The following is a 26,796-nucleotide window of genomic DNA, read 5'->3' on the forward strand; positions in this document are numbered from 1 at the left end:
ATCCGCGCGATTTGGGAGATATCTAGGTTTCATTTGGGCAAGGTTGGGTGAAGCCGTACAACCGACGTCATCCTGAGGAGCGCGCCGTTGCGCGCGTCTCGAAGGATGGTGTTCAGCTCTGTGCTTGCGGCCATCCTTCGAGGCGCGCACCGGACAGCGCAAGTGCGCTGCCGGGAGAGCGCGCACCTCACGGGATGAACGCAATTACGTTCATCCCGGGGATGACGGCAAGGCCGTTGCTTGAGGACGACGTTCGCAGCGCCACGTTCTCCCGCGTGCGACCGTTACGGATGCAGGATCACCTTGCCCATCGCCTTGCGGCCCGCGAGCACCTTCAAGGCGTCGGCGGTTTGCGCCAACGGGAAGGTGCGATCGACATGCGATGAGATCTTGCCTTCCGCGGTCCACTTCACGAGCTTCTCGAGATTGGCGCGGTTCTTTTCCGGATTGAGCCGCGCCCAATGGCCCCAGAACACGCCGCGGATGTCGCAGCCTTTCAGCAGCGCCAGATTGAGCGGCATCTTCGGAATGTCGCCGGCGGCAAATCCAATCACCAGGAAGCGCCCTTCCCACGCGATCGCGCGCAGCGCCGCCTCGGCGTAAGTTCCGCCGACCGGATCGAAAATAATATCGGCGCCCTTGCCGCCGGTGAGCCGCTTCAAGCCTTCCTTCAGATCTTCCTTGGCGTAGTTCAGACCGAGTTCGGCGCCATGCGCCTTGGCGAATTCAAGCTTCTCGTCAGAGGACGCACACGCAATCACCTTGAGGCCCATCAGTCTGCCGAGTTCGCAGGCCGCCAAACCGGTGCCGCCGGCGGCGCCGAGTACCGCCAGGGTCTCGCCGGGCTTCGGGCTGGCGCGGTCTTCCAGCGCGTGCAGCGCGGTGCCGTAAATGATGATGATGCCGGCGGCGCGGTCGAAATCCAGATTGTCGGGAATCTTGACGATGGAATTGGCCGGCAGCGCGATCTTTTCGCGCGCGCCATTGTGGCCACAGGACGCCACCACGCGGTCGCCGACTTTGAGGTCGGTGACACCTGCGCCGACGCTTTCGATCACGCCTGCGACTTCCGCCGCCGGTGAAAACGGAAACGGCGGCTTGATCTGGTACTTGCCCTGGATCATCAGGATGTCGAAGAAATTCAGCGCCGCCGCCTTGATCGCGATCACGGCCTGGCCGGCCTCGGCGACGGGATCGGGCACATCGGCCAGCACGAGATCGTCGGGTTGGCAATATTGCGAGCAGAGGATGGCTTTCATGGACACACCTTACGTTTCGGACGCACAAAAGAAGCTGAATGCTTCATGCCGGATTTGATGCCGGGCTACAATCTGATTCGGCTTTTTTTGGAACGCATCGCCCCCTCCGTCATTGCGAGGAGCGCAGCGACGAAGCAATCCAGTCCTTGCTTTTTTGCCCTGGATTGCTTCGCTGCGCTCGCAATGACGGATATTGGGCACGGATGCCACGAAAAGGATTCAAACGATGTTTGAAAAAAATCTTCTCGCTGGAAAACGTATTCTGATCACCGGCGGAGGTTCCGGGCTGGGGGCGGCGATGGGACGTCGCTTTGTCGAGCTTGGCGCCGAGTTGATCATCTGCGGCCGCCGGCTTGAATTGCTGGAGGCGACCGCGGGCCAGATGCGCAGCGAACTCGGCGGCAAGGTCGCGGTGGCGCGGTGCGATATCAGGGATGGCGCGGAGGTCGATGCCATGATGGATACGATCTGGCGCGAGGCGCCGATCGACGTGCTGATCAACAACGCGGCCGCGACCTTCATCGCGCAGACCGAGCAGATGTCGTTTCGCGCCGTGGACGCCATTCTCGCGCCGACCTTGCATGGCACGATGTATTGCACGCTGGCCGCCGGCAAACGCTGGATCGAAGCCCGACACAAGGGCGTGGTGCTGAGCATCCTGTCGACGTCGACCGTGACTGGCCGTGCCTTCACGGTGCCGTCGGCGATGGCGAAGTCGGCGGTCTTGGCGATGACCAAAAGCCTGGCGGTGGAGTGGGGGCCGAAGGGCGTGCGCCTGGTGGCGATCGCGCCCGGCGCGTTTCCGACCGCGGGTGCGTCGGGCCAGCTTCGCCCCGAAGGCCGTGACGGGAACTGGGCATCGCGCAATCCGCTCGGGCGGTCCGGCGAACATCACGAACTGGCCAATCTCGCGAGCTTCCTGATTTCGGACGCCGCCGGCTACATCAATGGCGAGATGGTGGTGCAGGATGGCGGGGCGCATTTGCGCAGTTCCGGTGCCGAGGATCTGTTGCAGTGGACCGATGCGCAATGGGAAAAGCATCGCGCAAGCCGCGCCAAAGGCGACGGTTAGACCAGGTTTGAACGATGCCACACCGGCGTCGCCGCGGCCGCGGATGCGATGTTCACAGGATGGCGTAACTACCTTCCCAAAAAGGCATTTCCCCGCTATCCATCGGTCGGGCGACGACACGCTATCGGGCCATCTTCAGGTCACAATGATGAGGGAACCAGATCAGGTCATGTCCGTGCGGCGAATCCTGACAATTGTGGTCGCGAGTTTGCTGGTGTGCGGGGTTGCGATCCCCGCGCACGCGCAAAGCGCGTCCTCTCCCAAGCAAGCTAATCCCGCGTCAGCCAAGCCTGCGGCGGCCAAGCCGGCGGCAGCGACCGTGGCGGCTGCCGTCACCGGTGGCGTGGAGCCGACATTGATCGGCCAGTTCGGCACCTGGGGCGCCTATAGCGCGACGCCGAACGGCAAGAAGGTATGTTTCGCGCTGGCAAAACCCTCTTCGTCGAAAACCAATCCGGCCAATCGTCCGCGCGATCCGGCCTATGCGTTCGTTTCGACGCGTCCGGCGGAAAAAGTGACCAACGAAGTGTCGATCATGATCGGCTACACGCTAAAGCCGGGGTCGGAATCGACCCTGGAAGTCGGTGGCGGCAGCTATGCGATGTACACCCAGGGCGACGGGCTCTGGATCAAGAACGCCGCCGAGGAAGAACGGATGGTCGAGGCGATGCGCAAGTCCGCCGATGTGGTGGTCAAGGGCGTGTCGGCCAAGGGCACCGAGACGATCGATACCTTCTCGATGAAGGGCCTTGCCCAGGCGCTCGACCGGCTCGCGCAGGACTGCCGGCGCTAGGCGCTAGGACGGATTAACCAGAGAATGCCGTTGTTTGAGGGGCCCGAAAGCCTTATCTGGTAGCAGATCGTAGGGTGGGCAAAGGCGCGCTTGCGCCGTGCCCACCATTGACGCCGCCGGTGGGCACGCTTCGCTTTGCCCACCCTACATTGTTCTCCATCTCGTGTGATTTTATGACGCTCTCAACTGCCATAGCGCCGCTGGAAAAGGTCGCGCTCGAAAGCTACGTGCCGCCGGCCAAGCCGTCGCTGGTCGGGTTGTCGCGCGCGGAGCTCGCCGAGCGGCTGGGCGAGATCGGGGTTCCCCCGCAGCAGCGCAAGATGCGCATCGCGCAGCTCTGGCACTGGATCTATGTCCGGGGCGCCAAGGCGTTCGACGAGATGACCAGCATCTCAAAGGACATGCGCGGGCAACTCGAGCAGCATTTCACCGTGGCGCGGCCCGAAGTGGTGGCCGAGCAGATTTCCAACGACGGCACCCGCAAATGGCTGTTGCGTCTGCCGAGCGGCGATGCGGTCGAGAAGGCGCATGAAGTCGAGTGCGTCTACATTCCGGAAACCGATCGCGGCACGCTGTGCGTCTCCTCGCAGGTCGGCTGCACGCTGACCTGCTCGTTCTGCCACACCGGCACGCAGCGGCTGGTGCGCAATCTCACCGCCGGTGAGATCGTCGGCCAGATCATGGTGGCGCGCGATCGCCTCAACGATTGGGCCGACCGCGAGACCCCGACCGGCAGCCGTCTCGTCACCAATGTGGTGATGATGGGCATGGGCGAGCCGCTGTATAATTTCGAGGCGGTGCGCGATGCGCTGTTGATCGTCGCCGACAATGAAGGCGTCGGCATTTCGCGGCGCCGCATCACGCTGTCGACCTCGGGCGTGGTGCCGAACATCGCCCGCACCGGCGATGAGATCGGCGTCATGCTGGCGATCTCGCTGCACGCGGTGCGTGACGAGTTGCGCAACGAGTTGGTACCGCTGAACCGGAAATATCCGATCGCCGAATTGCTGCAGGCCTGCCGCGATTATCCGGGTTCGTCGAACGCGCGGCGCATCACCTTCGAATATGTCATGCTGAAAGGCGTCAACGATTCGATGGATGACGCCAAGCTGCTGGTGAAGCTGTTGAACGGCATCCCGGCCAAGATCAATCTCATTCCGTTCAATCCGTGGCCGGGCTCGAAGTATGAGTGCTCGGACTGGGACCAGATCGAAAAATTCTCGGAATATATCTTCAACGCCGGTTACTCCTCGCCGGTGCGCACGCCGCGCGGCCGCGATATCCTCGCCGCCTGCGGCCAGTTGAAATCGGAAACCGAAAAATTGTCGGCCCGCGAGCGCCAGGCGCTGCGCGCCATGGCGATGACGGATTGAGAACAACGGGCCCTCATGGTGAGGAGCGCGCTCTCCGGCAGCGCACTTGCGCTGTCCGGTGCGCGCGTCTCGAACCATGGCCACCTGAACATCTCATCCTTCGAGATGCGGCGAAGACGCCGCTCCTCAGGATGAGGTCACGAAACGTTGCTTCGGATTGATACATGGCACTGATCGGCCGTTTGTTCGTCATTTTATTTGGCTTCCTCGCTGCCTGTCTGGTGGCGGGAATGATCGTGGTCGGCGCGGTGCTGTTTCCGGAATTCAGCGATCTCGGGGCAGGTCCGGTCGATCCCGGCACGCTGAACATCATCGTCGGCTTCGGGTTCATCTTCATCAGCGGCTTTGCCTTATTGCCGGCGATGATCGTGGTGCTGATCACCGAAGCCTTCTATGTCAGGGCCGCGCTGACCTACGCGGTGGGCGGCGGCATCGTCGGGCTTGCCTGTTATCTCGGCCTGGTGCCGTTCGATACCTCGACGTTCCGGTTCGAAGGCATCGTGCGGCGGCATCTCGAAATCATGACCGGCGCCGGCATCGTCGCCGGCGTGGTCTATTGGATGATCGCGGGCCGCAACGCCGGCGCCTGGCGCGAGCCGCCGCGCCCGCTGACGCCGCCCCCACCGCTGCCCTCGCATTCGCGGCCGCAAATTGACGGGCCGCCGTCATCCTGAGAGCCTGTGAAGCTATCTCTGACGTCATCCCCGGGATGAACGCAATTGCGTTCACCCGTGAGGAGCGGCGTCTTCGCCGCGTCTCGAAGGATGGTGTTCAGCACGGTGTTTGCGGCCATCCTTCGAGACGCGCGCAAGAGCGCGCATCCTCAGGATGACGGCCGCAATTCGACTGGACTTTCCGCCTCTTCCCATCCCAAACACCCTCGGCTAAACCCCCGCCATGAACCGGACTGGACTTTTTATCGCCCTCGCGCTCACGGTTGTGATCGAACTGCTGTTTGGGATTTATCCCGAGTTCGATCTCAAACTCGCGGCGCTGTTTTACGATCCGGCGACCGCTTCGTTTCCGCTGAAGCTCAACGGCGCCGCCGCATTGGCACGCGATGCCGCGATGTGGATTGCGTGGGGGCTCGCTCTGCCGGCCCTCGGGGCGCTGGTGATCAAGCTGCTTTGGCCGGAGCGGCGGCTCCTGATGTCAGGCCGCGCGATCGCCTTCCTGCTGGTGACGCTGTTGCTGGCCGCGGGGATTCTCACCAACCTTACCTTCAAGTCTTATTGGGGCCGCCCGCGTCCGGTGGTGGTTGAGCAATTCAACGGACCCCAGCCGTTCGTGGCGTGGTGGGATCCGCGCGGCACATGCGCGCGCAACTGTTCGTTTTTCTCCGGCGAGGGCGCCACCGCATTCTGGACGATCGCGCCCGCGGTACTGGCGCCTCCGGCCCTGCGGCCGTTGGCGCTGGGCGCCGCCACCCTGTTCGGGGTGACCACCAGCGTGCTCCGGATGGCGTTCGGTGGGCACTTTTTCACCGATGTCGCGACCGCCGGCCTGGTGACGTTTCTGGTGATCTGGCTGGTCCATGGCTATATCTATCGCTGGCCTCGTACCCGCCTCACCGATGAGGGCGTCGACCGCGCGCTGACCCGGTTCGCCTGGCCCGGTTACCGCATGCGGCAGCGCTGGCGCGGACGCGACGTGGGCCCGCTTCCCTCCGCCTAAGCGACCTCATTGTTAGGCAAGCGGCCATTAAACGCGTGCCCAAGGCTGCGAAATTTGTTATTCGCGCACTCGGGCCAAGACCTGCAAGCCACGCTTGGCATTTACAATTTTCGATCGATTGGACGTTTGATGAGTACGATCCTGAAAAGTCTGCCCAAAGGCGAAAAAGTCGGCATCGCCTTCTCGGGCGGTCTCGACACCAGTGCGGCGCTGTTGTGGATGAAGCAAAAGGGCGCCCGCGTCTTTGCTTACACCGCCAATCTCGGCCAGCCTGACGAGACCGACTACAACGAGATTCCGCGCAAAGCGCTGGAGTTCGGCGCCGAGAAAGCCCGGCTGGTGGATTGCCGCACCCAGTTGGTGCACGAAGGCATTGCCGCGATCCAATCCGGCGCCTTCCACATCTCGACCGGCGGCATCAGCTATTTCAACACCACGCCGCTCGGTCGCGCGGTGACCGGCACGATGCTGGTGTCGGCCATGAAGGAAGACGGCGTCAATATCTGGGGCGACGGCTCGACCTTCAAAGGCAACGATATCGAGCGCTTCTACCGTTACGGCCTGCTGACCAATCCGAACCTGCGGATCTACAAGCCCTGGCTCGACCAGCAGTTCATCGACGAACTGGGCGGCCGCGCCGAGATGTCGGCGTTCATGACCGCCAGTGGCTTCGCCTACAAGATGAGCGCCGAAAAGGCCTATTCGACCGACAGCAATATCCTCGGCGCCACCCACGAGGCCAAGGATCTCGAGAGCCTGAACAGCGGCATCAAGATCGTCAATCCGATCATGGGCGTGCCGTTCTGGCGCGACGACTGCAACGTCAAGGCGGAGCAGGTCGTCGTGCGTTTTGCGGAGGGCCAGCCGGTCGCGTTGAACGGCCAGACCTTCGCCGATCCGGTCGCGCTGTTCCTCGAGGCCAACGCCATCGGCGGCCGCCATGGGCTTGGCATGAGCGACCAGATCGAGAACCGCATCATCGAGGCCAAGAGCCGCGGTATCTACGAGGCGCCCGCCATGGCGCTGCTGCACATCGCCTACGAACGTCTGCTCACCGGCATCCACAACGAGGACACCATCGAGCAACACCGGATCAGCGGCATGCGCCTTGGCCGATTGCTCTACCAGGGGCGGTGGTTCGATTCCCAGGCGCTGATGCTGCGCGAACCCGCGCAGCGCTGGGTCGCGCGTGCGATCACCGGCGAGGTGACGCTCGAACTGCGCCGTGGCAACGACTACTCGATCCTGAACACCGAGAGCCCCAATCTGACCTATGCGCCGGAACGGCTCAGCATGGAGAAGGTGGAGGATGCACCGTTCACACCGGCCGACCGCATCGGCCAGCTCACGATGCGCAACCTCGACATCGCCGACACCCGCACCAAGCTCGATCTCTATTCGCAGACGGGTTTGCTCTCGATCGGCGAAGGTTCCGAGATATTCAAGCTCGACAGCGACAAGGGCTGAAGCGCGCGGGGCGCATCTGCATGTCGTCCCGGCCTGCGCGCCGGGACCCATAACCCCTGGCGTTGGTGATTGCAGAAGGCATTTGCTTCACTGCCGAAACGAGATGACACGGCGTATGGGTCCCGGCACGGAGGCCGGGACGACGAATTCCGTCATTGCGAGGAGCGAAGCGACGAAGCAATCCAGTCCTTGCCTTTAGCCCTGGATTGCTTCGCGGAGCCTGTCATCGGGCGGCGTTCGCCCGACCCGTTGGCTCGCAATGACGAACTCAAACAAAAATGGCCGGGATTGCTCCCGGCCATTTTGCGTTTCAGTCGATCGCCGCAATTTAGCGCGGCGGCACGGTGCCGGGAGGCGGGGGCGGCAGCGAGGCCGTTCCGCCGTTGAGCAAAGGCGTGATGCGGCGGACGGTGACACGCCGGTTGATGCGGCTCGGCCCGTCGGTCTGTTCCTTGAGATATTGCGCGCCGTAACCCTGCGAGGTCAGGTTTTCGGCGGGCACGCCAAACTGCGAGGTCAGCAGTTCGGCGGCCGATTGGGCGCGCCGGTCCGACAGCGACAGATTGTCGACGGGGTTGCCGACCGCGTCGGTGTGGCCCTCGATCAGGAACACCTCGCGCGGGTTGCGCTGGATCGCCCGGTTGAGCCCGTCCGCGATCGACTGCAACCGCGCCGCCTGATCCGGCGGAATCTCCCACGATCCGGTTTCGAAGTTGATGGTGTTGAGATCGATGCTCGGCATCAACTGGCGGACCGAGGGGCTGTAGCGGATTTCGTCGAGCGAATAACGCCGTGCGATCCGCTCCACCGGCGGCGCTTCCATGGTGTCGTAGATCAGGTCGGGCGGTGCTACGTCGGCGTCGACGATGTAGTGATCATAGGGAATGCTGATCACCGGCGGCGGCAGGTCGACATAGTAGCCGCCGACCGCGCCGGGGTCGCGGTAGCTGTTGTCGATGATGACGATCTCGCGGCCCTGCTGATCGCGTCGGATCCGGCGCAGCAACTGGCCGTCGGCGCCGACCACGGTGATGATCTGCGAGCCGTCGGGACGGATCACGATGGTGCGGTTTTCGTTGCCGACCCGCTCGGTCCGGATGTCGCGCGCGCCGTAACGGAAGCGCTCATCCTCGTCGTGGCGGATGAAGGACTGACCGCTGGGATCGACCACAATGACCCGGCCCGGCTCCGTAAAGACGGTGCGGCCGCCTTCCTGGGTTTCATGCCGGTCGGCACGGAACCCATCCATGTTGCGCGGCCCCTGGCGCGCGGCGCCCGGCGCAATCGGGGTCAGGGCCGCGGCCGGCACGGGCGCCGCCGGCAAAGGCGCAGTGACGGTCGGCGGGGCGTGACGGGCGAACGGCGCGCCGCCGGGTCCAGCACCAGCGCCTTGTCCTGGTCCGGCTCCAGGCGGGCGTCCGCCTTGGCCTGCGGGCGCATTCGGCGCCGGCGCGGCGGGGGCCGCATTTGGGGCTGCGGCCGGAGGCCTGGCCGCGTTCGGCGCGGCTGCCGGGGGCTGCGCCACAGGGGCTACTGGCGGCGTAGCGGCAGGAGCAGCGGTTCCCGGAGCACCTGCTCCCGGAGGCCGTTCGCGCTCGTGCGGCTGACCCGCTGGTGCCGCACCTGGTGCGGGAGCAGCGTTTGGCGTTGCAGGCGCTGCTTTGACACCGTTCGGCGGCGTGCCCGGAGTTCCTGGGGCTGCTGGGGTTCCTGGGGGCCGTTCCCGCTCGTGCTCGTGAGGCTGTCCCGCGGGCGCCGCATTGGGGGCGATCGGCGGCTTTGGCGCAACTGGCACTGGTGCTGCCGCGGGCGGCGCGGGACGCACCGGGGCTGCGGCAGGGGGCGGAGCGTGCGGCGGCGGGGCGGCCGGCGGCGCCGGGTGCGGCGGAGGTGCGGCTACGGGTGGGGCGACAGGCTTGGGCGCGGCCGGAGGCGGCGCCACGGGATGCGGGGGCGGCGCAGGCGGAGGCGCGGGGCGTGCGGCAGGAGGCGCAGCAGGCGCAGGATGCGGCGCGGCTGCCGGCGGCGGCGCGGGATGTGGCGCGGCGGCGGGCGGTGCGGCATGTGGCGGCGCGCCCTTCGGCGGCTGCTTCGGTTTTCCGTCAGGACCGAGTTCGCCTTGAGCTTGTGCAACGACGATCGGAGCGGTTTGCGCGTGCGACGGCGTGCTGACGAAGTGCAGCGCCGTCAACGCCGTTGAGGCAAGCAGCACGAGACGAAGGTGTGTCATTTGATGTGAGTCCCCGGAAAGGTTCTGAGCGATGTAAGGATTCTTCATTCGCCGAAAACGTCGGCGTGCCGATCAACGGCGAATCGTTAGGCCGGATTGTGGCGGACGATAAAACGCAGACGCTATTTATTTCATTCGCGCAACAGCTTGCATGCGCAATTATTCATGACGCATTCATAAGAAGGACTTCTTGCATAAGAAGGATTTCATGAAGTCTTACGTCGTCCCCTGCGACATTTTGTCAGCCGCAGGATTGGGCGCGGATGGCCCCGGCGGCCCGCGCACCGGCAGCTCTTCCGGCATTTGGCCCGGTAATTCCTCAGGTCGCGGTGATTCGCCGGGCTCGCGTATCGGCACCGGAATCTCCGGCCGAGGATTGCCCGGCGGACTTTCTTGCGGCGGTTCGGTCGGATGGCCGGGCGTCGCGGGCGGAATTTCGGGGGGCTCGATCGGCATCTACAGCGTGACCTTGCGGTTGTCGCCAATCTCGGGCCGCGAACCGGTGACGGCGGCGGTCGCCATTTTCACGTAACTGATAACGGAGCCCGGCGTGTCCCAGAATTCGGCATCGTCAGGCACGATTTTCAGAACGCGAATATTGGGATCCTCGGCACTGTCCCACCACGCTTTTGCGGGCGTCGAAAACAGTTGCTTGATCTTGGCGCGATCATTGGAGACCACGGCGGTACCGGTGACCGAGACATATTTCTGATCGCTGGCATTGGCAAAAGACAGGTTGATGCCAGGATTGCGCGCGATCTCTTCGTCCTTGTGACGCCGCCCGTCGGTGAGAAAATAGATCGCATTATTTTCGCGTTCCAGGAACGCGCTCATCGGCCGCGCGCGAAGCTTGTCGCCGTCATGGGTGACCAGCATCGCGAAGCCGATCTTCTTCATTAGTTCCCAGGCGCGATCTACATCGCGTGCATTGTCATTGGTCATGTTTCGCTCCATCAGCTTTTACAGCGGCTCTGGAGGCGACAACGGGCCGGAAGCGGCGATGTTCCTGTTCCTGGGCCGGGATGGCATGGAACCGGTCATTCCGGCGCGTGGCATACCGACTCGATGTTATGGCCATCGGGATCAAGCACGAAGGCGCCGTAATAATTAGGATGATAATGCGCGCGAATGCCGGGCGCGCCATTATCACGCCCGCCTGCCGCGAGCGCCTCTTTGTGGAACGCGTCGACGGTCGCGTGGTCTTTGGCGAGGATCGCGACATGCAGCGGCTTGTCCAGGCCGCCTTCGCCGCCGATCCAGAAATCAGGCTTGCCGTCGGCGCCGAAGCCGGCCGCGGGGTGGTCGTTCTGGTGTTGCGAGACTTCCATGATGAGGCTGTAGCCGAGCGGCGCCAGCGCCTTCAGATAGAAGGCCTTGGCGCGTTCGTAATCGGAAACCGGAAAGCCGATGTGGTCGAGCATCGAAATCTCCTGCGTTTTGCAATGCGATTATTGTTTCACCAGCAAGGTATTGCTGCGGGTCTTGCCGGTCTCGGCGTAACCCCGCGCGCGCATGTCGGCAATGCAGTCGGCGAGCCATTCGTTGCGCGACAGGTGTTCGACCACCACCGCGCGCGGCCATAGCGACGACGGCGCTTCCTGAAAGAAGCCGGTCAACACGCGGTCCTCATAGCCTTCGACATCGATCTTGAGGGCATCGACATGGGTAGCGCCGGCGTCGCCGAGAATCCGCTGCAACCGCAGCGACGGCACCGTGATGGCATTGCCGGTACGTTCGCCCGACACGATGTGGCTGGCGCCGAGATTGTCGCCGTCGGTTTCGATCATCAATTCGCCGTCGGCGTCGCCGGCCGCAGCCGCCACCAAGACAACCTGGGTGAAGCCGGACGCCGCGCGGTTGAACGAAAGCCGCGCATGGGTGACGGGATGCGGCTCGATCGCGATCACCTTTCCGCTCTCGCCGACGTGGCGCGCCAGCGGCATCGCATAGGTCCCGACATTGGCACCGACATCGACGAACACGCCGCCGACGGGCGTATGCGCCCGCAGGAAATCCAGTTCCTCGATGTTGTAATCGGGATTGAACAAGGCGCCGCGCTCGGTGGCGCTGGCCTGGTGATAGAAGCGAAACGATGCGCCCTGGTACGGCACGTCGACCGGTCCCGCACGCAGCAGATTGACCAGCCGCGACAACATCGGACGGAAGGCGCCGCGCTTCAACCGCGAGCGTTGCGCCAGCGAAATCACCGCGGCTTGCACCGCGTTGGGTGTGAACGTCCCGAATGGCGACGCGGCCAGGTCGTTGGCGGCGATCGCGGCAGGGGCGAGCGGATGCGTCGGTGTCGTCAAGAAGTCCTCGCGGCAAGCTTTCCGAAAAAGCGCCGCATGCATAGCCGACTTTGCCGGCGACTCCAACGCCATCGGTCGGGGCCGTCGTAGGCCACTCCGCTGCGCGAAGCCTTGCACTGTTACCAGCGGGGAAGCGAGACCCCTAGGCAGGCAATATCAGGAAGCCGGCGCGCGGAAAATGCACGATAACCTCGCCGGCCCGCGGATCATGCCGGCGAATGGCAATATGCTGCGAAGAGAGCGCGACGATCTCGCCGCCCACTTTGATCTTGCCGTAGTCGTCGGGCACGACTTCGACCCGGTCGCCGGGCTTGCGGCCGTTCGGATCGTTGGGGTCGGACAATTCGACGGTTCGCGGCGCGGCGGCCGCGGCAATCTCGCGCGCGGCGGCGGTCGACATCTCGCCCGAGCGGCGGCCATGGCCGACCGCGCGTAGTCGCGCCTCCCATGCGCGCGTATGGCCAAATTCCGCGAGCATGGCGTCGGCATTGGGAAGATTCGTGCGCACATACCACAGGTTCATGTAGGCGTGCACATCGCAAAGGCCGACCTTGTCGCCACCCAGCCAGGGTCCGCCATCGGCCAACTGGGTCTCGATCCAGCCGACATGGGCGCGAAACTGATCGCGCATCTGCGGGATCGCCGCCGTCATCGCCGCGACGTCGAACTTGGCGCCGCGCAGCTTTTCACGGTCGGCGATGAAGTCCTGCGGGACCTTGTCCGCCAGCAAGCCGAACACCAGGTTGACGGTGTTCTGGAAGAACGAGCGGTCGGCCCACATCGCGCTGGCCGATGCCAGGCCTCGATATCCGCTCGGCAGCAGCGTGGGTTCGGGAAAACGCAGCTCCAACTCGCGCAGGATGCATTGCGTGTCGCAGTAGATATCGGCGCCGATCTGCATCACCGGCGTGCGCCGATAGCCGCCGGTCATCGGCATCAAATCCGGACGCGGCATGATCCGCGAGATGAGCACCGAATGCCACTCGATGTTCTTCAGGCCGAACACGATCCTGATCTTTTCCGAGAACGGCGACTGCTCGAAATGGTGCAGGATGATCGGGAATGTGGTCGTCATGGGATTGTTCCATGCCCGCGCGGGATGACGATCCGTTTAGATCCGGCGCTCGACCATCTTCATCTTGAGTTCGGCGATGGCCTCGGAAGGGTTGAGGCCCTTCGGGCACGCCTTGGCGCAGTTCATGATGGTGTGGCAGCGATAGAGCCGGAACGGATCCTCGAGATTGTCGAGCCGTTCGCCGGTGGCTTCATCGCGGCTGTCCTTGACCCAGCGGGTGGCCTGCAGCAACGCGGCAGGGCCGAGGAAGCGCTCGGGATTCCACCAATAGCTCGGGCAGGACGTCGAGCAGCATGCGCAGAGGATGCATTCGTAGAGGCCGTCGAGTTTTTCGCGGTCCTCGTGGCTCTGCTTCCATTCCTTCTGCGGCGTCGGCGTCGTGGTCTTCAGCCACGGCTCGATCGAGGCGTATTGGGCGTAGAAATTGGTCAGGTCCGGCACCAGATCCTTGACCACGGGCTGATGCGGCAGCGGATTGACCTTGACCGCGCCGTCCTTCACGTCGTGCATCGACTTGGTGCAGGCCAGCGTGTTCTGGCCGTCGATGTTCATGGCACAGGAGCCGCAGACGCCTTCGCGGCAGGAGCGGCGGAAGGTCAGCGTCGGGTCGATGTGGTTCTTGATCCAGATCAGGGCGTCCAGCACCATCGGGCCGCAATCGCTGGTGTCGATGTGATAGGTATCGACACTGGGATTTTTGCCGTCGTCCGGATTCCAGCGATAGACATTGAACTCGCGCGTCTCGGTCGCGCCGGCCGGCTTCGGCCAGGCCTTGCCGCCGGTGATCTTCGAATTCTTGGGCAGTGCGAATTCAACCATCAAACAAATCCTTCTCGCCTTGGCCGTCCGTTGTCAGAGCTTCTACGTGTTACGTAGAAATCGCAGGAATATCTGGCTATTTACCGCATCCGTCGCAAAACCCGCCAGCGGCGAAAACGACGTCTGCATCAGACGAAAGTTTCGCTTTTCCAGCAGAGGCAGCAGACTGCGATAGTCGAAGCCGACATGTGAATTGATGTAGCCGCCGGTGTCGGCCGCCGATCGTCCGAGATTGCGTTGGTACAAGGTGCTTTGCACCACCTTGGCCAAGGTCGTTCCAGGGTGCACCTTGCCCATCTGCACCCGAACGGCATTCTTGAACAGCGACGCCGGGCCGATTTCGATCGGTACCGAGATCACGAGACGTCCCTGTGGCGCCACCAGGCCGGTCAGTTCGTCGAGCCGGGTTTCCAGAAAGCGGCCGTCAAAATGCTCGAGCGTTTCGAAGCAGAGCACCTTGGCAAAGCTCTGTCCCTTCAGCGGCGCGAACTCCGTCAACAGCTCGATGTCGGGGTATGTCGCCTTCACCTCGTGCGCGGCCGAGTCCAGAAACGGATCGTAACCAATACACTTCGCCGAGGGTTGCGCTTCCTTGATCAGCTTGAGGGTGAAGGCGTCGCCGGTGCCGTAATCCAGGATGCTGTCGTTGGGCTGGGGATCGATGATTCCCAACGCGACCTTAAATCGCGTTCGATGGCTCCACCGCTTGACCGGATTAGGACTGTTTATGGTGAGCGAGGAATAATCTTGATGTGCCATAAAGATCCTTTGGAGCGGAAGTTGCTCCTGAAAAATCATATAACAGCATCCTCAAGGCGAACTGTCATCAGTACACCCGCGCCTTTGGCGGAATATACTGAACGTCGTTGGTCATGGTATAATCATGCACCGGGCGATAATCGATCGAGGTCTTGCCGGCCTCGTCGATCCACGCCAGCGAGTGCTTCATCCAGTTCTTGTCGTCGCGGTTGGGAAAATCCTCCCGCGCATGGGCGCCGCGGCTCTCGCTGCGGTTCGCCGCTGAGTCCATCGTTACCACCGCCTGCACGATCAGATTGTCGAATTCGAGTGTCTCGACCAGATCGGAATTCCATACCAGCGAACGATCGCTCACCGACACGTCGCCGATGCCGCCATGAACCTTGTGGATCAGGTTCTGGCCTTCATTGAGGATTTCGCCGGTGCGGAACACCGCGCAATTATTCTGCATCACGTTTTGCATGCTGTCGCGCAGCTTCGCGGTCGGCGTGCCGCCGGCGGCATATCGATAATGGTCGAGCCGCCCCAGCGCCTTGTCGGCCGAACCCGCCGGCAATTCCGGCTGCTTGCCGTTCGGCGTCAGCTTTTCGGCGCAGCGCAGCGCCGCGGCGCGGCCGAATACCACCAGGTCGATCAGCGAATTCGAGCCAAGACGGTTGGCGCCATGCACCGAGACGCAGGCGGCTTCGCCGATCGCCATCAGGCCCTGCACCACCGCGTTGTCGTCGCCGTCCTTCTTGGTCAGCACCTCGGCGTGAAAATTGGTCGGGATGCCGCCCATGTTGTAGTGCACCGTCGGCAGGATCGGGATCGGCTCGCGGGTGACGTCGACATTGGCGAAAATCTTGGCCGATTCGGAAATGCCGGGCAGCCGTTCGTGCAGCACCTTGGGATCGAGATGGTCGAGGTGCAGGAAGATGTGGTCTTTCTTCTTGCCGACGCCGCGGCCTTCCCGCATTTCGATGGTCATGGCGCGTGACACCACGTCGCGCGAGGCAAGATCCTTGGCGGAAGGCGCATAGCGCTCCATGAAGCGCTCGCCTTCGGAATTGACGAGATAGCCGCCTTCGCCGCGCGCGCCTTCGGTGACGAGGCAGCCCGAACCGTAGATTCCGGTGGGGTGGAACTGGACGAACTCCATGTCCTGCAGCGGCAGCCCGGCGCGCAGCGCCATCGCGCCGCCGTCACCGGTGCAGGTGTGGGCGGAGGTGCAGGAGGCGTAGGCGCGGCCATAGCCGCCGGTCGCCAGGATCGTGGTCTGCGCCCGGAAGCGATGCAGCGTGCCGTCATCGAGCTTGAGCGCGATCACGCCGCGGCAGACGCCTTGGTCGTCCATGATCAGGTCGATGGCGAAAAATTCGATGTAGAATTCCGCGGAATGCCGCAGCGCCTGGCCGTACATGGTGTGCAGCATGGCGTGGCCGGTGCGGTCGGCGGCCGCGCAGGTGCGCTGCGCCTGGCCCTTGCCGTAATCCAGCGTCATGCCGCCGAACGGCCGCTGATAGATCTTGCCGTCCTCGGTGCGCGAGAACGGCACGCCCCAATGCTCGAGCTCGTAGACCGCGTCCGGTGCGTTGCGCACCATGTATTCGATCGAGTCCTGGTCGCCGAGCCAGTCCGACCCCTTGACGGTGTCGTACATGTGCCAGCGCCAGTCGTCCGGATGCATGTTGCCGAGCGAGGCGGAGATGCCGCCCTGGGCTGCTACGGTATGCGAGCGCGTCGGAAAAACCTTGGTGATGCAGGCGGTGCGCAAGCCGGCCTCGCCGCAGCCGACCACCGCGCGCAGTCCGGCGCCGCCGGCGCCGACGACGACCACATCATAGGTGTGATCCTCGATCGGATAGGCCTTGCCGTTGGTGGCCGGGCCACCCGCGCCGTTCGTGGTTTTTCCGTTGCCCTCGGCCATGGATTACACTCCCGATGACAGTTTTAGGATCGCGTAGATCGAGGCCAGCGCCACCGCGATGCAGAAGAAATTATTGGCCATCACGCACGCAAGCTTCACCATCTCGCTATGTACGTAGTCTTCGATCACGACCTGCATGCCGATTTTCATGTGCCAGGTGCTGGCGACGATGAACAACAGCATGATGATCGCGATTGGCGCCGAGCCGAGGACCTGCGCCGCGCCGGCCTGATTGCGGCCGAGCAGCATCATCACGATCACGATCGCGGGCACCATCAACAGCACCATCGCCACCGCGGTCATGCGTTGGCGCCAGAAATCGGAGGTGCCGGAATGCGAGGCGCCGAGATTGCGCACGCGCCCGAGCGGCGTGCGCATCGACTTGGACGGATCAGGCGTACTCATCGGCCACCCCCGATCACGTAAGCGATGATCCACAACAGTACCGTGAGCGAGATGCCGCCGATCGCAGCGCCCCAGGTCAGCGCTTCGCGCTCATTGGCCTTGAAGCCATAGCCCAGGTCCCAGACGAAATGCCGGATGCCGCTGAGCAAATGGTGCATCAGCGCCCAGGTATAACCGAATACGATCAGCCGTCCGATGAAGCTTGACGTAAAGGCTTGCACATTGGCATAGGCGGTCGGTCCGGTGGCCGCCGCGATCAGCCACCATGCCAGCAGCAGGGTGCCGACATAGAGCGCCATGCCGGTGGCGCGGTGGATGATGGACAGCGCCATCGTCAACGTCCAGCGGTAGGTCTGAAGATGTGGCGAAAGCGGACGTTCGATCCTGGCGGTCATCGGCGGCTTTTTGACTGTTGGCGGGCCCGCGCAGGCCCGGCGGGGATCGCGATAGAGTAATTCTATTTACGTAGTCGAAACAGCGAGTGCAACGGGCAAAATCACCAATAGCGAACCGTCATTCATCCCTACGGATGAGCCTTGCAATTGCAGGCATTGACAAGCGTTGGGGCGCGGCCCGGCCGGGTACGCCTGAAGCACGATTCATGAACGTGGGGCGAGCAGGCGCGGCCTTTGTGCTAGGTCTCTTGTACGGGCGGTAATAGACGGCAGCGCGTCATTGTTAGCCGAACAACGGGACGAGACAGATGAGCCGTTTCTGGAGCAGTTTGACCCACGATCTGAGACCCTATGTGCCCGGCGAGCAGCCGCGCATGGTGGAGTTGGTCAAGCTCAACACCAATGAAAGCCCATTGGGCCCTTCGCCACGCGCGCTGGAAGCGATACGCGGCGAGGCGACCGATACGCTGCGTCTATATCCCGACCCACAGGCGATCGCGCTGCGTGCGGCGTTGGCCGGCTACCATCAGGTCAGCCCCGAACAGGTGTTCGTCGGCAACGGCTCGGACGAGGTGCTGGCGCACGCGTTCGCCGCGCTGCTCAAGCATGATGCGCCGCTGCTGTTTCCGGACATCACCTACAGTTTCTACCCGGTCTATTGCCGTCTGTTCGGTATCGCCTATGAGACGGTGCCGCTCGATCAGGCGATGCAGATCCGCGTTGCCGATTATCGCCGGCCGGCCGGCGCGCTCATCGTTCCCAATCCGAATGCGCCAACCGGGATTGCGCTGTCGCGGGCCGAGATCGTGACCCTGCTGGAGCAACATCCGGACGCTCCCGTGGTGATCGACGAGGCCTATGTCGATTTCGGCGCCGAGACCGCGATTCCGCTGGTCGCCTCCCACCCGAACCTTTTGGTCGTCCAGACCATGTCCAAATCCCGGGCCCTGGCCGGCTTGAGGGTTGGCTATGCGATCGGCGATGCCGACCTGATCGAGGCGCTGACCCGGGTAAAGGACAGCTTCAACTCCTATCCGCTTGGCCGGCCCGCCCAGGCCGGCGCCATCGCCTCGCTCGAAGACGAAAGCTATTTTCAACAGAGCCGGGCTCGCGTGATCGAAGGCCGGGAACGGCTAAACCGCGGATTGGTCCGGCTTGGCTTCGACGTGCTGCCGTCCTCCGCCAACTTCGTCTTCGCGCGTCATCCGGCGCATCAGGGCGCGGCGCTGGCCACCGCATTGCGCCAACGCGCAGTGATCGTTCGCCATTTTTCCGCGCCACGCATCTCCGACTATCTGCGGATAAGTGTGGGCACCGACGGGCAAATTGACCGGCTGTTATCGGCGCTGTCGGACATTTTGGGCAGCGCGCCTGCTGCTTGAGGGAGCGGCGTCGCTGTTCGTGGGCTTCACCGCTCGCGCGAAATCCTGAGAGGCTGCGAAGCTATCTCGGACGTCATCCTGAGGTGCGAGCTCTTGCGAGCCTCGAAGGATGGCCGCAAGCACAGCGCTGAACACCATCCTTCGAGGCTCGCCGAAGATGGCGAGCACCTCAGGATGACGGCGGAAATAGCTTCATAGGCTCTGAGGAGCGCGTTTTCGCGCGTCCCGAAGACTTGATGGGGACGTCAATTCTTCGCGTAGATCTTCGAATACGTATCGCGCAAAATATTCTTCTGCACCTTGCCCATGGCGTTGCGCGGCAATTCGTCGACCACGAACACCCGTTTCGGCATCTTGAATTTGGCGAGCCGCCCGTCGAGCGCTTTCAGTACCGAAGCTTCATCGACCTTGGCGTCCTTGGTGCAGACCACGACCGCGGTGACGCCCTCGCCGAAATCCGCGTGCGGCACGCCGATTACGGCGGATTCGATCACGCCCGGCATGGCGTCGATCTCGCTTTCGATCTCCTTGGGGTAGACGTTGAAGCCGCCGGAGATCACGAGATCCTTGCCGCGACCGAGGATGTGGACATAGTCGTCGGCGTCGATCTTGCCGAGATCGCCGGTGATGAAAAAGCCGTCGTCGCGGAATTCGGCCTTGGTCTTTTCCGGCATCCGCCAATAGCCCTTGAACACGTTCGGACCCTTGACCTCGATCATGCCGATGGTGTCGCGGGCGATTTCCTTGCCGGTTTCGGGATCGGTGACCCGCACCGAGACGCCGGGCAGCGCGCGGCCGACCGCGCCGGGCACCCGGTCGCCGTCATAGGGGTTCGAGGTGTTCATGTTGGTTTCGGTCATGCCATAGCGTTCGAGGATGGCGAATCCCGTGCGCGCCGACCATTCGCGATGGGTGTCGGCGAGCAGCGGCGCGGAGCCCGAAATGAACAGCCGCATATGCGCGGTGGATTCCTTGTTCAGCGCCGGGCTTTGCAGCAGCCTTGTATAAAAGGTCGGCACGCCCATCATCACGGTGGCGCGCGCCATCAGCTTGATGATCGTTTCAGGATCGAACTTCGGCAGGAAGATCATCGAGGCGCGAGCGAACAGCGTGACGTTGCTGGCCACGAACAGGCCGTGGGTGTGATAGATCGGCAGCGCGTGGATCAGCACATCCTTGTCGGTGAAGCGCCAGGTGTCGACCAAGCTGAACGAATTCGATGCGAGGTTGTCATGCGTCAGCATCGCGCCCTTGGAACGGCCGGTGGTGCCCGACGTGTAGAGGATCGCGGCGAGGTCGTCGTTGGCGCGCGCGACGGTGGTGAACTCGGGCTTGGCCTTGGCCGCAGCCTCGGTCAGCGATCCCTTGCCATCGGCGCCCAGCGTCATGACGTGGGCGTTGATCTTGGTCGCGATCGCGGCGATGCCTTCGGCCTTGGAGGGATCGCACACCACCAGCGACGGCTCGGCGTCGGTGAGGAAATATTCCAGCTCGTTGAGGGTGTAGGCGGTGTTGAGCGGCAGATAGACCGCGCCGGCGCGCACGGTGGCGAGATACAGCACGAGGCCCGGCACTGATTTATCGGTTTGGGCCGCGACCCGGTCGCCCGGCTTGACGCCGCTTGCCACCAGCACATTGGCGATCCGCCCGGCCTCACCGATCAGATCGCCATAGCTGATGCGGGTGCCGTCGAGCATCTCGATCGCGAGGCGCGCCGGATTGTCGAGGTCGTCAAACAGGCGAGAAAACAGGTTGGCGTTCATGGTGGTTTTCTGGGGTGCGTTCATGCATCATTGCAGGGGGCGGACGGCCGCATCCGATCGGCCGTAAATCATGAGGCGTTCATTAGCAAAAACGCCCTTCACAAAGCAACGGAGACAGTTTGCATGACAAATAGCGGGAAACGCGTGGCCTGGGTGACCGGCGGCGGCAGCGGCATCGGCGAAGCCGGCGCCGAAGCGCTGGCGGCGGACGGCTGGATCGTGGTGGTTTCGGGGCGGCGCCAGGATGCCCTGGATACGGTGGTGGCCAAGATCACGAAAAGCGGAGGCAAGGCCGAGGCGATCCCGCTCGACGTCAGCCACAAGGCCGACGTGTCCAAGGCCGCCGATCATATCCTCGCCAGGCATGGCCGCATCGATCTGTTGGTTAACAGCGCCGGTATCAATGTTCCCAAGCGCAGCTGGGCCGACATGGAGCTGGAAGGCTGGGACAAACTGGTCGAGATCAATCTCAACGGCGTGCTGTATTGCATGCGCGCGGTGCTGCCGGCGATGCGCAGACAGAAGGATGGCTGCATCATCAACGTCGCATCGTGGGCCGGCCGTCACGTCTCGAAGATGCCGGGCCCGGCCTACACCACGACCAAACATGCGGTGCTGGCGCTGACCCATTCGTTCAACATGGATGAATGCGTCAACGGTTTGCGGGCGTGCTGTTTGTCGCCCGGCGAGGTCGCAACCCCGATCCTCAAATTGCGGCCGCAAGTGCCGTCGGAAGAAGAGCAGGCCAAGATGCTGCAGCCCGAGGATTGCGGCCGCACCATCGCCTTCGTCGCCAGCATGCCGCCTCGTGTGTGCGTCAACGAAATCCTGATCAGCCCGACCCACAATCGCGGTTTTATTCAGATGCCGCATAATCGTGAGCCCGCGCCGGCGCAGAAGGCGTCGTGAGGACGAACCGTAAGCATTGAGGCCGTCATTGCGAGCGCAAGCGAAGCAATCCAGAGCCACAAAGTAAGACTGGATTGCTTCGTCGCTTCGCTCCTCGCAATGACGAGTTACACTACGGTCGAGCGACGCCGCAAACGGCGTCACCCAAAAATAGTTTCACACCGTCGAAAATATATTCCCTGAAACCACGCCAAAACCCTCCCGTAACTCGGGCAACGACAGCGCAGGCGGATCCAGGCATCCGACGCGGTCGTCAACAATCCGGCAAACCCGCCGGTCACCCAATCCATTCATCGGGAGATGATCCATGTCCAAGCGTATTGCTCTGCTTTCGGCCGTCGCGTTCAGCGCGTTCGCCATCACTGCCACGATCGTTGCGCCCGTTAGCGCACAAGACAAGATGAAGAGCGAAATGTCAGGCGAGAAGACCGTGATGGTCGGCGGCGCCGCGATGTTCCCCTCGAAGAACATCATCCAGAACGCCGTCAATTCGAAGGACCACACCACCCTCGTCGCCGCGGTGAAGGCTGCCGGCCTGGTCGATACCCTCGAAGGCAAGGGCCCGTTCACGGTATTCGCGCCGACCAACGCCGCTTTCGCCAAGCTTCCGGCCGGCACCGTCGATACCCTGGTGAAGCCCGAGAACAAGGCGACCCTGACCAAAATCCTGACCTATCACGTGGTTGCCGGCAAGCTTGAAGCCTCCGACCTGACCGACGGCAAGAAGCTGAAGACCGTTCAGGGCGAAGAGCTGACCGTGAAGCGCTCGGGCGACACCGTGATGATCATCGATTCCAAGGGTGGTTCCTCGACCGTCACGATCCCGAACGTCAATCAGTCGAACGGCGTGATCCACGTGGTCGATACCGTCCTGATGCCCTCGTAAGACCCCAAGTATCTTGATCTAACGTATCTCGATCTAACGTGTCCTGATCCTACGTGCCCCTTCGGGACACGCCATTGCGAGCCGGGGGAAAACCCGGCTCGCTTTTTTGTGAACGTCGACGGCCGCCCGCCGTCGGTCCCATGGACCGCATCGCTGTAACTAAATGCCGGTTCCCAGCGTATAAGGGGGGTATCCACGCCAGCGAGCGAACAACCATGTCCAGTATGACCATCAGTGATCACCGCCCGGCCCCGGCCGCGAAAGTCATTCAGCCTGCCTGGGTCCGCGCCATGCACTGGGCCAACGCCGTGGCGATCGTGGTGATGATCATGTCGGGCTGGCAAATCTATAACGCCTCGCCGTTGTTCAAGTTCAGCTTTTCGTCGTCGATCACCTTGGGCGGCTGGCTCGGCGGCGGGTTGCTCTGGCATTTCGCCGCGATGTGGCTGTTGATGGTCAACGGCCTGCTCTATCTGATCACGGGCCTCGCCACCGGCCGCTTCCGCCGCAAGCTGCTTCCGATCACGCCGTCAGGCGTGATTGCCGATACCAGGGCGGCGCTGACCTTCAAGCTGTCGCATGGCGACCTCTCGAAATACAACAACGTGCAGAAGCTGCTGTATGCCGGCATCATCGTGGTCGGGATTGTGATCGTGTTGTCGGGGCTGTCGATCTGGAAGCCGGTGCAGTTGCAATATCTGACCGCGTTATTCGGCGGCTATGATATCGCGCGCTATGTCCACTTCACCTGCATGGCGCTGATCTGCGCCTTCCTGGTGGTGCATGTCGCGCTGGCGCTGCTGGTGCCTAAGAGTCTGCGCGCCATGATCATCGGCCGCTAATACATTCTTGAGGAGACATATCATGGGTCGCTTGCGCTCCCTCTTAATTCCCGGGGTCGACAAGAAGCTGTTGGTCAAGGACGCTGCCCGGGCGATGCCAGATCTGGCGCGCCGGCGTTTCATCGCCGGCGGCGCCAGCCTCGGCGCGCTGACGCTGTTGACCGGATGCGACGTCACCGACAGTTTTTCGGCCGACAATCTGCTGGCGCAGATCTCGAAATTCAATGACGCGGTACAGGCGGCGATCTTCAATCCCGACGCGCTGGCGCCGACCTTTCCGGAGAGCGCGATTACAAAACCGTTTCCGTTCAATGCCTATTACGAACTCGACGATGCGCCGGAGGTCAGCGGCGACGAATGGAAGCTCGAGGTGCGGGGTCTCGTCGATAACAAGAAATCATGGACGCTGGACGAACTCTACAAGCTGCCGCAGGTCAAGCAGGTGACGCGCCATATCTGCGTCGAGGGCTGGAGCGCGATCGGGAGCTGGACCGGCACGCCGCTGCGCGACTTCCTCAAACTGATCGGCGCGGATACAAGCGCGAAATATGTCTGGTTCCAGTGCGCCGACAAGGAAGGCTACAACTCGCCGCTCGACATGCGCACGGCGCTGCATCCGCAGACCCAGATGACCTTCAAGTTCGCCGACGAGATTCTGCCCCGCGCCTACGGTTTTCCGATGAAGATCCGGGTGCCGACCAAGCTCGGCTTCAAGAATCCGAAATATGTGATGTCGATGGAAGTCACCAACGACTACAAGGGCGGCTACTGGGAAGACCAGGGATATAATTCGTTCAGCGGGAGTTGATGGGGGCGAATGGCGAGTAGCGAGTAGAAAGAAAAATTCGCGCGCATCTTCCCTATTCGCCACTCGCTATTCGCTATTCACCAATCTTCCCTGAAACGCCGCCAGAACCGCGCCCATCGCCAGCATCGCAGCGCCTGCGTTGAGCGCATAGGACAGGTTGCCGAACGCGTCGGTGATGGCGCCGGTGACGACGGGCCCGAGCGTCTGGCCGATGCCAAAGGAAATCGTCAGCGCCGCGATCGCGGTCGGCCACGCCGCATGCGGATAATTGAAGCGGACGAAGGCGGTGGTCGAGCCGACCACGGCAAAGAACGAAACGCCGAACACCAGCGCCGATATCGCCAGCAGCACGACCGAATGGCCGAACAGCGGCAGCGCCGCGCCGACCGCATTGACGGCGAGAATGATCGCGGTCGAGCGGCCGCCGCGGTCGAGCGCCAGCACCCGGCGCCAGATCCATGGCGTCGCGAATGCGCTCAGTCCGATCAGGCACCAGAACGCGCTCTGCGCCGGTGCGCCGCCGCCGGCATCGCGCACATAGGCAATCATGAAGGTCATGTAGGCGATGTAGCCGGCGCCGAACAGGAAATAGCCGGCGAGATAGATCAGCGCCGGCCGGATTGCGAATCGGACGGGCGTCGGATCGGCGATCTCGGCGTTGGCGCCAAAACGGGTCAGCAGCAGCGGCAGGATCATGATGGCGGCCAATAGCGTCATCGCCCACCACACGATCCACCACGATCCCGGCCCGAAGGCCTGCAAGGTGAAGGGCGCGATCAGGCCGGACAGCAGGATGCCCGAGCCGGGGCCGGCATAGAACAAACTCAGCAGAAAATTCGCCCGCTCCGGCTTCGACTGCGCGATAGTCGCCGCCAGCGCGCCGCTGGCGACGAAGCCGACCGCCGCGCCCACGCCCGCGAGCAGGCGCGCAAAGCTCAAGACGACAAAATTGCCTGATAGCGCGCAGAGCGCCAGCGAGGCTACCGCGGCGACGGTTCCCCAGCGCACCACCGCGGACAGCCCAAAGCGTTTCACCAGGGCGGAGGCGATCAAGGCGCCGGCGAGGTACCCGGCGGCATTGATGGTGTTCATGAAGCCCGCGGCGGAATAGGACCAGCCAAGCGAATCGCGCATGTCCGGCAGCACCAGCGAATAGGCAAAGCGGCCGATACCGAGGCCGATCGTCGGTGTCAGCGACAGCACCATAATCAGCCGCGCGGCATGCGTGGCGGGCAGGGAACGCTCGGGGGCATGCAAGGGAAATACTCCAGCAACAACCCATTGTGGCAGGGGCAGGCCGGCTTGCACAGGCCGCGGTCATCAATGGTGTCTTGCCAATCGCGCAATGCCGTTTTAGCACTCCGCGCGCGAGTTTACTCCGTCGTCATGCCCGGACTCGACCCGGGCATCCATCATCTTGAAAAATGCTGGATTGCCGGGTCAAGCCCGGCAATGACGAACCAACAATGATCCCGAGGTAACGGACCATGGCGACCCATAAACTGCTGCTTCTCTCCGGCGACGGCATCGGCCCCGAAGTGATGGCGGAAGTGCAGCGCCTGATCGACTGGCTCAACGCGCAAGGCATCGCGCATTTCGAGACCGAGCAGGGATTGGTCGGCGGTTCGGCCTATGACGCGCACAAGGTCAGCATCACCGACGAGACCATGGCCAAGGCGCAGGCTGCCGACGCGGTGATCTTTGGCGCGGTCGGCGGTCCGAAGTGGGACAGTGTGCCCTATGAGGTGCGGCCCGAAGCCGGCCTGCTGCGCTTGCGCAAGGATTTAGGCCTGTACGGCAATCTGCGGCCGGCCGTGTGCTATCCGGCGCTCGCGGATGCTTCCAGCCTGAAGCGCGAGATTGTCGAAGGCCTCGACATCATGATCGTGCGCGAATTGACCGGCGGGGTTTACTTCGGCGAGCCCAAAACGATCACTGACATCGGCAACGGCCAGAAGCGGGCTATCGATACCCAGGTCTACGACACCTATGAGATCGAGCGCATCGCGCGCGTCGCCTTCGATCTGGCGCGCCAGCGCCGCAACAAGGTGACCTCGATGGAAAAGCGCAACGTCATGAAGTCAGGCGTGCTCTGGAACGAGGTGGTGACGCAGGTCCATGCCCGCGAATACCAGGACGTGACGCTCGAGCATCAATTGGCCGATTCCGGCGGCATGAACCTGGTGAAGACGCCGAAGCAGTTCGATGTCATCGTCACCGACAATCTGTTCGGCGACATGCTGTCCGACATCGCGGCGATGCTGACGGGTTCGCTCGGCCTGTTGCCGTCGGCTTCGCTCGGCGCGGTCAATGCCAAGACGAAGAAGCGCAAGGCGCTGTATGAGCCGGTGCATGGCTCGGCACCCGACATCGCCGGCCGTGGATTGGCTAATCCGATCGCGATGCTGGCCTCATTCGGCATGGCGCTGCGCTATTCGTTCGAGATGGGTGCGCTGGCCGACAGACTCGACGCCGCCATCGCCGCAGTGCTCGCCGCCGGCCTGCGCACCGCCGATATCAAATCGGAAGGCACCACGGTGGTGAGCACGACGCAGATGGGCGAGGCGATCCTGAAAGAATTGCAGGCGCTGCACAGCTAAGCGCAGGCCTATCCGCCGTCGTCCCGGCCTAGCGCGCAATTGCGCGTACGGGGCCGGGACCCATACG

26 protein-coding genes are annotated in these 26,796 nt (G+C 63.1%); 12 read left to right on the plus strand and 14 right to left on the minus strand.

The genetic code is table 11. The features are described 5' to 3' along the window. Positions 1-284: 284 nt before the first annotated feature. Positions 285-1,259, minus strand: a complete 975-nt coding sequence (locus tag GSQ88_RS31960) for an NADPH:quinone oxidoreductase family protein (RefSeq protein ID WP_159012109.1) — start codon at positions 1,257-1,259, stop codon at positions 285-287. 226 nt (positions 1,260-1,485) lie between these two features. On the opposite strand from GSQ88_RS31960, the gene GSQ88_RS31965 reads away from it, so the two are divergent. The 6 genes from GSQ88_RS31965 to argG all read left to right on the plus strand — a co-directional run bounded on the left by GSQ88_RS31965 (position 1,486) and on the right by argG (position 7,638). Continuing rightward, complete coding sequence (locus GSQ88_RS31965; RefSeq protein WP_159012111.1) at positions 1,486-2,331, plus strand: SDR family oxidoreductase; 846 nt, start codon at positions 1,486-1,488, stop codon at positions 2,329-2,331. A 169-nt stretch (positions 2,332-2,500) separates the two neighbouring features. Continuing rightward, a complete protein-coding gene (locus GSQ88_RS31970; protein WP_159012112.1) occupies positions 2,501-3,124 on the plus strand; it encodes an invasion associated locus B family protein in 624 nt (207 codons plus the stop codon). A gap of 173 nt (positions 3,125-3,297) precedes the next feature. After that, entirely contained in the window at positions 3,298-4,497 is a 1,200-nt protein-coding gene (gene rlmN, locus GSQ88_RS31975) for a dual-specificity RNA methyltransferase RlmN (protein ID WP_159012114.1), read from the plus strand. Positions 4,498-4,661: 164 nt separating this feature from the next. Then, positions 4,662-5,171, plus strand: coding sequence for a hypothetical protein (locus tag GSQ88_RS31980; protein ID WP_159012116.1), 510 nt, complete (start codon positions 4,662-4,664; stop codon positions 5,169-5,171). A 223-nt stretch (positions 5,172-5,394) separates the two neighbouring features. Continuing rightward, on the plus strand, positions 5,395-6,171 hold the full coding sequence (locus GSQ88_RS31985) for a phosphatase PAP2 family protein (RefSeq protein WP_159012117.1): 777 nt from the start codon (positions 5,395-5,397) through the stop codon (positions 6,169-6,171). A 129-nt stretch (positions 6,172-6,300) separates the two neighbouring features. After that, positions 6,301-7,638 (plus strand): argininosuccinate synthase, encoded by a 1,338-nt coding sequence (argG, locus tag GSQ88_RS31990; protein WP_159012119.1) that lies wholly within the window; start codon positions 6,301-6,303, stop codon positions 7,636-7,638. A gap of 328 nt (positions 7,639-7,966) precedes the next feature. On the opposite strand, the gene GSQ88_RS31995 is transcribed toward argG, so the two are convergent. From GSQ88_RS31995 to sdhC, 11 genes are all read right to left on the minus strand, one after another. Further along, positions 7,967-9,868 (minus strand): OmpA family protein, encoded by a 1,902-nt coding sequence (locus GSQ88_RS31995; protein ID WP_159012121.1) that lies wholly within the window; start codon positions 9,866-9,868, stop codon positions 7,967-7,969. Between the two features lie 216 nt (positions 9,869-10,084). After that, positions 10,085-10,324, minus strand: coding sequence for a hypothetical protein (locus GSQ88_RS35900; RefSeq protein WP_246785174.1), 240 nt, complete (start codon positions 10,322-10,324; stop codon positions 10,085-10,087). Beyond that, entirely contained in the window at positions 10,325-10,810 is a 486-nt protein-coding gene (locus GSQ88_RS32000; protein ID WP_159012123.1) for a pyridoxamine 5'-phosphate oxidase family protein, read from the minus strand. It lies immediately after the preceding gene. A 95-nt stretch (positions 10,811-10,905) separates the two neighbouring features. Next, positions 10,906-11,289, minus strand: coding sequence for a VOC family protein (locus tag GSQ88_RS32005; protein WP_159012125.1), 384 nt, complete (start codon positions 11,287-11,289; stop codon positions 10,906-10,908). A gap of 27 nt (positions 11,290-11,316) precedes the next feature. Next, entirely contained in the window at positions 11,317-12,219 is a 903-nt protein-coding gene (locus GSQ88_RS32010) for an FkbM family methyltransferase (protein WP_159012126.1), read from the minus strand. A 100-nt stretch (positions 12,220-12,319) separates the two neighbouring features. Further along, positions 12,320-13,252 carry a glutathione S-transferase family protein gene (locus GSQ88_RS32015; protein ID WP_159012129.1) on the minus strand — a complete coding sequence of 311 codons (933 nt, stop codon included), beginning with the start codon at positions 13,250-13,252 and terminating at the stop codon, positions 12,320-12,322. Between the two features lie 36 nt (positions 13,253-13,288). Further along, positions 13,289-14,071, minus strand: a complete 783-nt coding sequence (locus tag GSQ88_RS32020) for a succinate dehydrogenase iron-sulfur subunit (RefSeq protein WP_159012131.1) — start codon at positions 14,069-14,071, stop codon at positions 13,289-13,291. 42 nt (positions 14,072-14,113) lie between these two features. After that, positions 14,114-14,743 (minus strand): class I SAM-dependent methyltransferase, encoded by a 630-nt coding sequence (locus tag GSQ88_RS32025; protein ID WP_159012133.1) that lies wholly within the window; start codon positions 14,741-14,743, stop codon positions 14,114-14,116. Between the two features lie 154 nt (positions 14,744-14,897). Continuing rightward, positions 14,898-16,739, minus strand: coding sequence for a succinate dehydrogenase flavoprotein subunit (sdhA, locus tag GSQ88_RS32030; protein WP_159012135.1), 1,842 nt, complete (start codon positions 16,737-16,739; stop codon positions 14,898-14,900). Between the two features lie 3 nt (positions 16,740-16,742). After that, complete coding sequence (sdhD, locus tag GSQ88_RS32035) at positions 16,743-17,144, minus strand: succinate dehydrogenase, hydrophobic membrane anchor protein (RefSeq protein ID WP_159012137.1); 402 nt, start codon at positions 17,142-17,144, stop codon at positions 16,743-16,745. Beyond that, entirely contained in the window at positions 17,141-17,539 is a 399-nt protein-coding gene (sdhC, locus tag GSQ88_RS32040) for a succinate dehydrogenase, cytochrome b556 subunit (RefSeq protein WP_159012139.1), read from the minus strand. Before sdhC ends, sdhD begins: the two co-directional genes overlap by 4 nt. A 308-nt stretch (positions 17,540-17,847) precedes the next feature. Here sdhC and hisC point away from each other — a divergent pair, with 308 nt between their 5' ends. After that, the gene (gene hisC / locus GSQ88_RS32045; RefSeq protein WP_159012141.1) at positions 17,848-18,921 is read left to right on the plus strand and encodes a histidinol-phosphate transaminase; all 1,074 of its coding nucleotides are present in this window, start codon (positions 17,848-17,850) and stop codon (positions 18,919-18,921) included. A 245-nt stretch (positions 18,922-19,166) separates the two neighbouring features. Here hisC and GSQ88_RS32050 read toward each other — a convergent pair whose 3' ends face one another. Next, a complete protein-coding gene (locus GSQ88_RS32050; protein ID WP_246785176.1) occupies positions 19,167-20,708 on the minus strand; it encodes a malonate--CoA ligase in 1,542 nt (513 codons plus the stop codon). Between the two features lie 99 nt (positions 20,709-20,807). Here GSQ88_RS32050 and GSQ88_RS32055 point away from each other — a divergent pair, with 99 nt between their 5' ends. From GSQ88_RS32055 to GSQ88_RS32070, 4 genes are all read left to right on the plus strand, one after another. Further along, complete coding sequence (locus GSQ88_RS32055) at positions 20,808-21,593, plus strand: SDR family oxidoreductase (protein ID WP_159012142.1); 786 nt, start codon at positions 20,808-20,810, stop codon at positions 21,591-21,593. Positions 21,594-21,900: 307 nt separating this feature from the next. Beyond that, positions 21,901-22,479, plus strand: coding sequence for a fasciclin domain-containing protein (locus GSQ88_RS32060; protein WP_159012144.1), 579 nt, complete (start codon positions 21,901-21,903; stop codon positions 22,477-22,479). A gap of 215 nt (positions 22,480-22,694) precedes the next feature. Further along, positions 22,695-23,321 (plus strand): cytochrome b/b6 domain-containing protein, encoded by a 627-nt coding sequence (locus tag GSQ88_RS32065; RefSeq protein ID WP_159012145.1) that lies wholly within the window; start codon positions 22,695-22,697, stop codon positions 23,319-23,321. Between the two features lie 22 nt (positions 23,322-23,343). Continuing rightward, on the plus strand, positions 23,344-24,129 hold the full coding sequence (locus GSQ88_RS32070; RefSeq protein ID WP_159012146.1) for a molybdopterin-binding protein: 786 nt from the start codon (positions 23,344-23,346) through the stop codon (positions 24,127-24,129). A gap of 66 nt (positions 24,130-24,195) precedes the next feature. On the opposite strand, the gene GSQ88_RS32075 is transcribed toward GSQ88_RS32070, so the two are convergent. Further along, positions 24,196-25,386, minus strand: a complete 1,191-nt coding sequence (locus GSQ88_RS32075) for a YbfB/YjiJ family MFS transporter (protein WP_159012147.1) — start codon at positions 25,384-25,386, stop codon at positions 24,196-24,198. Between the two features lie 230 nt (positions 25,387-25,616). Between GSQ88_RS32075 and leuB the strand changes: the two genes are divergently transcribed. Continuing rightward, positions 25,617-26,729 carry a 3-isopropylmalate dehydrogenase gene (gene leuB / locus GSQ88_RS32080; protein WP_159012148.1) on the plus strand — a complete coding sequence of 371 codons (1,113 nt, stop codon included), beginning with the start codon at positions 25,617-25,619 and terminating at the stop codon, positions 26,727-26,729. The last annotated feature ends 67 nt before the right edge of the window (positions 26,730-26,796 follow it).

The sequence above is a fragment of the Bradyrhizobium sp. S69 genome (assembly GCF_009766005.1).
Lineage (GTDB): Bacteria > Pseudomonadota > Alphaproteobacteria > Rhizobiales > Xanthobacteraceae > Bradyrhizobium.

Excerpts from the sequence above, each read along its gene's own strand:
- GSQ88_RS31960 (WP_159012109.1), bottom strand. The coding sequence starts at position 1,259 with ATGAAAGCCATCCTCTGCTCGCAATATTGCCAACCCGACGATCTCGTG.
- GSQ88_RS31965 (WP_159012111.1), top strand. The coding sequence starts at position 1,486 with ATGTTTGAAAAAAATCTTCTCGCTGGAAAACGTATTCTGATCACCGGC.
- GSQ88_RS31970 (WP_159012112.1), top strand. The coding sequence starts at position 2,501 with ATGTCCGTGCGGCGAATCCTGACAATTGTGGTCGCGAGTTTGCTGGTG.
- rlmN (WP_159012114.1), top strand. The coding sequence starts at position 3,298 with ATGACGCTCTCAACTGCCATAGCGCCGCTGGAAAAGGTCGCGCTCGAA.
- GSQ88_RS31980 (WP_159012116.1), top strand. The coding sequence starts at position 4,662 with ATGGCACTGATCGGCCGTTTGTTCGTCATTTTATTTGGCTTCCTCGCT.
- GSQ88_RS31985 (WP_159012117.1), top strand. The coding sequence starts at position 5,395 with ATGAACCGGACTGGACTTTTTATCGCCCTCGCGCTCACGGTTGTGATC.
- argG (WP_159012119.1), top strand. The coding sequence starts at position 6,301 with ATGAGTACGATCCTGAAAAGTCTGCCCAAAGGCGAAAAAGTCGGCATC.
- GSQ88_RS31995 (WP_159012121.1), bottom strand. The coding sequence starts at position 9,868 with ATGACACACCTTCGTCTCGTGCTGCTTGCCTCAACGGCGTTGACGGCG.
- GSQ88_RS35900 (WP_246785174.1), bottom strand. The coding sequence starts at position 10,324 with ATGCCGATCGAGCCCCCCGAAATTCCGCCCGCGACGCCCGGCCATCCG.
- GSQ88_RS32000 (WP_159012123.1), bottom strand. The coding sequence starts at position 10,810 with ATGACCAATGACAATGCACGCGATGTAGATCGCGCCTGGGAACTAATG.
- GSQ88_RS32005 (WP_159012125.1), bottom strand. The coding sequence starts at position 11,289 with ATGCTCGACCACATCGGCTTTCCGGTTTCCGATTACGAACGCGCCAAG.
- GSQ88_RS32010 (WP_159012126.1), bottom strand. The coding sequence starts at position 12,219 with ATGCATGCGGCGCTTTTTCGGAAAGCTTGCCGCGAGGACTTCTTGACG.
- GSQ88_RS32015 (WP_159012129.1), bottom strand. The coding sequence starts at position 13,252 with ATGACGACCACATTCCCGATCATCCTGCACCATTTCGAGCAGTCGCCG.
- GSQ88_RS32020 (WP_159012131.1), bottom strand. The coding sequence starts at position 14,071 with ATGGTTGAATTCGCACTGCCCAAGAATTCGAAGATCACCGGCGGCAAG.
- sdhA (WP_159012135.1), bottom strand. The coding sequence starts at position 16,739 with ATGGCCGAGGGCAACGGAAAAACCACGAACGGCGCGGGTGGCCCGGCC.
- sdhD (WP_159012137.1), bottom strand. The coding sequence starts at position 17,144 with ATGAGTACGCCTGATCCGTCCAAGTCGATGCGCACGCCGCTCGGGCGC.
- sdhC (WP_159012139.1), bottom strand. The coding sequence starts at position 17,539 with ATGACCGCCAGGATCGAACGTCCGCTTTCGCCACATCTTCAGACCTAC.
- hisC (WP_159012141.1), top strand. The coding sequence starts at position 17,848 with ATGAGCCGTTTCTGGAGCAGTTTGACCCACGATCTGAGACCCTATGTG.
- GSQ88_RS32050 (WP_246785176.1), bottom strand. The coding sequence starts at position 20,708 with ATGAACGCACCCCAGAAAACCACCATGAACGCCAACCTGTTTTCTCGC.
- GSQ88_RS32055 (WP_159012142.1), top strand. The coding sequence starts at position 20,808 with ATGACAAATAGCGGGAAACGCGTGGCCTGGGTGACCGGCGGCGGCAGC.
- GSQ88_RS32060 (WP_159012144.1), top strand. The coding sequence starts at position 21,901 with ATGTCCAAGCGTATTGCTCTGCTTTCGGCCGTCGCGTTCAGCGCGTTC.
- GSQ88_RS32065 (WP_159012145.1), top strand. The coding sequence starts at position 22,695 with ATGTCCAGTATGACCATCAGTGATCACCGCCCGGCCCCGGCCGCGAAA.
- GSQ88_RS32070 (WP_159012146.1), top strand. The coding sequence starts at position 23,344 with ATGGGTCGCTTGCGCTCCCTCTTAATTCCCGGGGTCGACAAGAAGCTG.
- leuB (WP_159012148.1), top strand. The coding sequence starts at position 25,617 with ATGGCGACCCATAAACTGCTGCTTCTCTCCGGCGACGGCATCGGCCCC.